The organism is Methyloglobulus morosus KoM1, assembly GCF_000496735.2.
Lineage (GTDB): Bacteria > Pseudomonadota > Gammaproteobacteria > Methylococcales > Methylomonadaceae > Methyloglobulus > Methyloglobulus morosus.
This window is the reverse complement of the sequence record NZ_AYLO01000020.1, coordinates 26402-33570: the sequence shown is the minus strand read 5'-3', so window position 1 is coordinate 33570 and position 7169 is coordinate 26402. Positions and strand designations below refer to the sequence as shown.

Genomic DNA, 7169 nt, shown 5'->3' with positions numbered 1-7169 from the left:
TAGGGAAAAGAGGGAATCCATTTTTGCAAGACCCAAAAAATGTCAACACCTGGATTAAGGTTTTTATCGTACCCAAACTATAAGAAGATATCTTAACTGAAGAGGAGTGAAGCAATGCGTATCTATATTCATGGCCTGATTGTTATCCTGCTGGGCTTATCACTGGTAGCCTGCAATAAAAAGTTAACCTCAAATGAACTGCCTGCCAATGTCTCAGCGGGCGGCACTTATTACACACAAGTCGTGATGCACTACGAAAAGAATGTGTATCCGACCACCAATTATCAAGTGGGTACAATGATTCCTGTGAATACCCCAGTAAAGTTGGTAGAGATAAAAGAAAAAACCATTGATTTAGAAATGAATGGCGGCCAGAAATTAACCTTAAAAAATGTAGAAAAACATACTGGCGACAATACCGTACAGGCATTTAACAAGTTATTCAGTAGGCAAAAAGTTAACTTAGACCAATTTAGTGCGCTGGAAAGAGAACATATAGCTTCCGGCACTGTTGCGGTGGGGATGAGCAAAAAAGCCGTTACAACAGCCATTGGCTATCCACCCATTACCAAAACAGCGAATTTGAATGCGGACACCTGGGTATACTGGCGGCATCGGTTCAATACCTTCAACGTCAATTTCAAAAACGGCAAGGTATTTGAGATTGTCGATTAAAGTAAGCGTTTAGTGGCTTTCGGAATGCTGAAAGGAATCCTCTTAGGTGGCCTGTTCTTAAGCTATCCCTTCCTGATATACAAGGGCATGGAAAGCGGCCTGAATTGGCTGGTGCCAGTGATTTTTTCAGGGATTTTTTTATACCGTGCATGGCATTCGCAAGAGTTAAGTGCGCGTATTGAGAATGGGTTATTCGCTATCGCTTTACTGGCGGGCACTATCTATATGCAGACCATTACGGCCAAAATATTGCCGGTATTCGTGCAGTTAATGCTGATGGTTTTTTTTGGACGCACGTTGTTCAAGGATAAAGGGCCGCCCCTTATCGAACGCATCGTACGCTTGCAATTTCCCGAAACACCAACAACCCTTAACCGCTATTGTTGGCAGTTGACGTTGGTGTGGACGGCTTTTTTCGCGGTCAATGCATTGGTATGCGGCGCGTTGGCAATTTGGGGATCGAGCTTTTGGTGGGTCTTGTACAATGGGGTTGTGATTTACGCTATCATGGTTGTACTGGTTATTGGTGAATATGTCTACCGCCGCATCCGCTTTGCTGATCTTAGCGTCCTTCACCAAGGGATACCGGATCCGAAAGCAACGGTTAAGGCGATGATTATTAATGGCCGCAAAGTTTTTCTGGAGATGAAGGAGCGTTAAATGAGAATAACAAAAAAGGTTTTTAGCGGGATTACCTTGTATTTAATGGCAATAGGCAGTGTTTATGCTGAAGATTCATTGCTGAAATTAATGCAGAAGCTGAAGTCGGAGCCAACGCCCAGGGTTGCCTACCAAGAAACCCGCAACCTCAAATTAATGACCGAACCTTGGCACGGGAACGGTTATTTGTATTCCCTGCCACCGGAACTGATGGTCCTGGAACAGCTAAAGCCGGAGCGGGTGTTGATGGGTGTCAAGGGAGATAAGGCATTCTACTTTGACCCTGGGAAAAATGAGCGCCATCAAACGGATCTGGTCGGCGATAATGAATTAAATGTGCCGCTTACCGTGTTTAAGGCATTGGTCAATGCGGATGAGGCGTTATTGCGCAGTTTATACCAAATTGATTTTACCAGCAGCCCTCAGGATTGGTTGATGGAATTGAAACCTAAACAAAAGACGGGATCGGTATCAAAGATTATCGTATCTGGACAGTCTGGCCAGCAAGCCAACAAAATCTATATCCTTATGGAAGATGGCGATTCAAGCGAATTTAATATACAGAAAGATGACGGTGCCGGAAAAAGCAGCGGCAACATAACCCGGTTGTATACAGAGTTGCTCGGAGAATAGTTTGCTGAACCTGCGCATAGTAGGCTTTTACCTTGTTCCGCTGCTATTGGGATTAGTAGTGATGGGCAGTGTGCATTTTAAAACCGATCTTTCGGCGTTTATTATTGCAGGTGACAACGCCGAAGAAATCCTGCTCGCCAGTGAAATGCAATCCGGTGCCTTGTCTCGGCGTTATCTGATTGCTGTTGATTCGGAACAGAAGCATTTAGTGCCGGTAGCCTTTATGCAAAAGCTCAAAATGCAGCTCAAGGCAATTGACGGCGTGACAGATGCCTGGTTTCCCGAACAGGATACGAATGTCCCAGACACTCTGCTATCTTTGTACGGCCCTTATGCGGGAGCGTGGTACAGCCTAGACCCCCAGCGCGATTTGCCGCAGCTATTTTCCGAGCAAGGCTTGCGGCAACGCGCGCAGCTGCTTAAAAAGGCCCTATTGTCGCCGCAAGGTGCAGTTGTTAAAAAATTGCTTGTGCAAGACCCCTTGCTGCTCGCCCTAAATGGTTTTCAGGCGCAGGGCTTACAGATGCAGCAGGCGCAAAGCAAGGTTCGGACGTATAGTAACCTTATCTTGGAAACGGCACTGGCGGGTTTGGATGTGCCACAACAAAAGCGTATACAGGCCTCCATTAGGTCTGCTTTTGATGCCTTAAACAACACCAATAACGTATCGGCAGAGCACTATCGATTAGAGATGACGGGGGTGCCTGTTTTTGCTGTTGCGACGCAGACATTGATTCAGGGAGACCTACAACTGGTCAGCCTATTGACCACTATCGGCCTATTCCTGTTGTTTTTTCTGGTTTTTCGCTCTTATACCGCGTTGTTTCAAGTGTTCAGTATTTTGTTGATTGCCATCTTAGCAGCCATATTTACCACGCAACTGGTATTTGGGTATGTCCACGGCATGACAGTCGCGATAGGTTCGACCCTTCTGGGCATTTGCATCGACTATCCCATTCACGCCATCGCCCATGTACAAACAGTTAAACCCGAACAAAGAGTGCCGGTGATTGCCAGAATCTGGCCCAGCATGGTACTGGGAGGCATCACTACGCTGGTCGGGTATATGGCATTGGGTGCGTCGGGCTATCCGGGCTTTAAGCAAGTGGCTGTCTATGCGGCTAGCGGCATTATCGTAAGCTTATTGCTAACCCGATTTGTGTTGCCTAGTTTATTGGAAAATCAATCCAGCAGGCTATTGAACTTACCGTTATCCGCAACTTGGGCTGCATTTTGCCAACGCTTTAGGGCTGAGTTAATGGGGCTATTGGCAATCCTTTTAATGATCTCATTGTTTGGCCTCACTTCACTGCATTGGATGGAAGACATGCAGGAATTGACCCCGGAATTGAATTATCTGAAACAGGTCGACAAACGCATTCGGGAACGCATTACCAGTATAGAGCCCGGTCGGTTTGTCATGGTTTCCGCCAATAACATCGACACGGCGTTAGAGAAAAGTGAAGCGGTTTATAAGGTGTTGGATCGACTCAAACAGGCTAAGGATTTGACTGAATATTATGGGCTTTATCCGTGGCTACTGTCCAAGCAACAGCAAGCGCTCAATCAAACGCTATTGCAGGGCTATCTCAGTCCTGAAAATTTAGTGCGTTGGCAAAAAGCATTGACAGGACAGGGGTTGTCGGTTGAAAAGCTTGGACATTTCAATTATCCAAAGGCATCTTTTTTAAGCCTGGATCAGGTGATGGCGACACCGGTAAAAAAACTGATTGATAGTCGCGTGATCCAGGGTGAGCATGAGGCTGTTGTCATGATCTGGTTGGCTGATCATCAACCGGAAACTGTTAAGGGGGCATTACCGAAAATAGACGGCGTGCAGTATTTTAGTCAACGGGATTTACTCAACAATATGACCCATGACTATACGCTTAGGGCGGAAAAGTTATTGGTCATAGGCTTAGTTATCATCTTACTGTTGATGATAAGCCGTTACAGAAATGTGACTAAAACCTTGCAAGCCTTATTGCCGGCAATATTGTCCGCGCTTATGATCTTGGGCTTTTTGTCATTAATTGGTACTGCTATCAACTTTCTGCATTTGGTCGGTTTTTTACTGGTGGTTTCCATTTGTGTGGATTACGGTATTTTTTACCTAGAAAACCGGGGCGAAGACATTGCCCTGACATATCAAGCAATGGGAGCGGCCATGCTGACCAGCGCCTTGGCTTTTGCTTGCCTGATGATTTCGGACAGCGCTTCGTTGAAGATGTTGTCAGGCGTTGTCGTATTTGGTGTGGTACTGGGCTTTTTGCTTTGCCCGATTATTATTAAACCATCACTCCCTGACGCGATCCATTCAGATTGACAAATGTAACGGCTAAAGCCTTATAAATAGCCAACCAGGCCCTATACCTATGAACCCTGACCAATTTCAGTCATTCTTCATCCAGATAGCCGTGATGCTGGCAGTCGCCTGGCTCTTTGGCTATCTGATGAAAAGGTTGGCCCAACCTATCGTGTTGGGCGAAATTATCGGCGGTATCGTGCTGGGGCCAACCTTGCTGGGCAGCTTCTGCCCCGATGTTTATGCCATGTTGTTTCCAGATGATAAAGCCATTGTCACGGGCATGGCCGCCCTGCTTAAGATAGGCTTGTTATTCTTCATGTTCGCTGCGGGTTTAGAAGTCAATCTTGTCCATTTCCGGCAAAGTAAAAAGCTTATCGCCATGACTAGCTTTTGCGGAGGCATGTTGCCATTTGCACTGGGTTTCGTAATGGTTATGCTATTCCCGACGTTTTGGGGACAAACAGACCGACTTTTTCTGTTTGCCCTATTTATGGGGACAGCCTTGTCGATTTCTGCCCTGCCAGTCATTGCCCGGATATTGATGGAAATGGATTTGATTGGCAGCCGGATCGGCATGACCGTCATGACTTCTGCAATGGTTACCGATTGGTTCGGATGGATTTTATTTGCTTTCCTGCTACGTCAATTAGGACATGGAGATGCAGAAGAGGGCGTAGTGACTACTTTGGTATTAGTGCTGGGCTACACAGTGGTGGTTTTGGGAATCGGGCGTTGGATAGTCCTTCCCGTGATGAACAATTCCCGGCTTTTCAAGGACTGGCCGGGCGGTTTGCTGAGCTTTGTTGCACTGCTGATTATGTTGGCAGCCGTTGGCGCAGAAAAAGTGGGCATACACGCATTCTTTGGCGCTTTCCTAGTGGGTATGGCGTTCAGCCAAGGCCATGACCCTGAACAAGAAAAAACCATCAATTCGATGATACAGCCGTTTGCCCTGACCTTTTTTGCGCCGCTGTATTTTGTGTCCGTGGGGTTAAAAGCAAATTTTTCCAGCCAGCTCGATGTTACCTTATGCAGCCTGATATTTTTTGTAGCCTGCTTTGGCAAAATTGTCGGCGCCGGTTTGGGTGCGCGGTTTGGTGGAATGCAATGGCGGGAAGCGCTGGCGGTTGGTGTTGGGCTTAATGCCCGTGGTGCCGTCGAAATCATCCTGGCTTCCATCGCGCTGGAATATCATCTTATTGACCAACGTATTTTTGTGGCATTGGTGTTGATGGCATTTTTGACGACGTTGTTAAGCAGTGTGGTGTTAAAGTATTTGCTCAAGTAACTTATGTTTGCACCCGACTCTGATAGGGGGAAATTATGAAATACTTATATAAATCAATTGTTCTTATATTGTCTGGATGCGCAGCTAATTCTGGGGTAGTTCCAATGGGAAATGACACATACATGGTATCTCGTCAGGCAGCCTCTGGATTTTCTGGTATGGGGACATTAAAGGCGGATGCTATGAGAGAGGCGTATCAACAATGTGAAATAACAGGGAAGCGGGTAGAAGTTATAGAGGCAATTGATGCAAAACCACCATATATATTTGGTAACTTTCCAAAAACTGAAATACGTTTCAAATGCGTACCGTAAAAAGTGCTAACAGGAAGCTCGTGCGGGACGGTACGCTACGCCCCACAGATGATTATTACGCAGTTGGCGAAACCCGATTCAAAATCGTAGTGCTAGCGACACATTTGTGAAAAACAGTACGCAATGTAATGAGTTTGCATAACATAACTTATTTAGGTCAACCGTAATGAAAAATATATTTTTATACATAGCCTGTATTTTCCTTGTTACGGGCTGCATGTTTCAAAGGCCAGAATACCTGACCGTTATAACGCCAGCTGAATTAAACCGCATCCTGCAAAACGACGACATCTTCCTGGTTGATGTACACACACCTGAACAGCGGCATATAAAAGGCACTGACTTATTTGTCCCTTACAATGAAATCGAGAAATACAAAGACAAATTTCCCGCCGATAAAGACACCCCCATCTACCTGTATTGCGAAGGTGGGCCGATGGGAAATGCTGCGGCAAAATCGTTACATGAATTAGGTTATCGTAACTTGATTAACCTTGAGGGCGGAACGTCGGCCTGGAAAAAGAGCGGTTTTTATGTTGGTCCCTAACCATTCGACACTTGATTTTGTCATCCAAACTTGGTCGGTTTGGCCACCTACAGGTCTGAATGATGGGCAGGATTTAGGGGGAATCCAGGACAAGTTGCTCGCCTTTGTCCCGACTAACCTGAAACGGCGATTGTCCCCTTTGGCAAAAACCGTATTTTGCGCGGTAAGCCAATGCGGAAATAACAATGGCGGCATTCCCGTGGTATTCAGCTCTACGCATGGGGAGTTGGCGCGGTCTTTAGATATGATAAAGGCCATTGAAACAGGCGAGGATATTTCGCCGACTGCGTTCAGCCTTTCTGTACATAATGCGATTGCGGGCTTGTTCTCGATTGCTTATGGCAATACGGCGGAAGTCACGGTATTGGCACCGGGGGAAGACGGCATGGCTTCGGCATTCCTCGAGGCTTTGGGCATGTTGCAAGAAGGCATCCCGGAGGTCTTAATGGTTTTTTATGACGAACCGCTGCCAGATTTTTATCCGGCTGAACCGTTTCAACTAAGCACTAATAGCAGTTGTGCCGTTGCCTTGAAAATCAGTAAAGATCAAGACGGTATGGCGATACAATTTAGGCGCGGTGAAGAATGTGGCTATGATGGCGAACAGCCGGTCCAATTGCCCTTATTCATCCAATTTCTATCCGATTCGTCTATGCAGTTAGAAATTAAAACACCTAGGCAAAGCTGGCATTGGCAGAGACTTAAAAGTGCTTCGACCCTGTGAATACCGTAAAAATCTCCTAA

The 7169-nt window shown here is 46.2% G+C and carries 8 protein-coding genes; all 8 read left to right on the top strand.

The features are described from left to right. Positions 1–114 precede the first annotated feature (114 nt). The 8 genes from MGMO_RS03215 (at position 115) to MGMO_RS03180 (ending at position 7149) form a co-directional block, all read left to right on the top strand. Positions 115–675: a hypothetical protein gene (locus MGMO_RS03215; protein WP_023493592.1), complete on the top strand. Its 561-nt coding sequence runs from the start codon at positions 115–117 to the stop codon at positions 673–675. Between the two features lie 24 nt (positions 676–699). Next, positions 700–1335 (top strand): COG4648 family protein, encoded by a 636-nt coding sequence (locus MGMO_RS03210; protein ID WP_023493591.1) that lies wholly within the window; start codon positions 700–702, stop codon positions 1333–1335. Next, on the top strand, positions 1336–1968 hold the full coding sequence (locus MGMO_RS03205) for a LolA family protein (protein ID WP_023493590.1): 633 nt from the start codon (positions 1336–1338) through the stop codon (positions 1966–1968). A 1-nt stretch (position 1969) separates the two neighbouring features. Then, entirely contained in the window at positions 1970–4294 is a 2325-nt protein-coding gene (locus MGMO_RS03200; protein ID WP_023493589.1) for an MMPL family transporter, read from the top strand. Between the two features lie 49 nt (positions 4295–4343). Then, on the top strand, positions 4344–5564 hold the full coding sequence (locus MGMO_RS03195; RefSeq protein ID WP_023493588.1) for a cation:proton antiporter: 1221 nt from the start codon (positions 4344–4346) through the stop codon (positions 5562–5564). Positions 5565–5599: 35 nt separating this feature from the next. Then, positions 5600–5878 carry a hypothetical protein gene (locus tag MGMO_RS03190; RefSeq protein WP_023493587.1) on the top strand — a complete coding sequence of 93 codons (279 nt, stop codon included), beginning with the start codon at positions 5600–5602 and terminating at the stop codon, positions 5876–5878. Between the two features lie 166 nt (positions 5879–6044). Then, positions 6045–6425, top strand: a complete 381-nt coding sequence (locus MGMO_RS03185) for a rhodanese-like domain-containing protein (RefSeq protein ID WP_023493586.1) — start codon at positions 6045–6047, stop codon at positions 6423–6425. Continuing rightward, positions 6412–7149: a beta-ketoacyl synthase chain length factor gene (locus MGMO_RS03180; RefSeq protein WP_023493585.1), complete on the top strand. Its 738-nt coding sequence runs from the start codon at positions 6412–6414 to the stop codon at positions 7147–7149. The genes MGMO_RS03185 and MGMO_RS03180 overlap by 14 nt, the downstream gene beginning before the upstream one ends. The last annotated feature ends 20 nt before the right edge of the window (positions 7150–7169 follow it).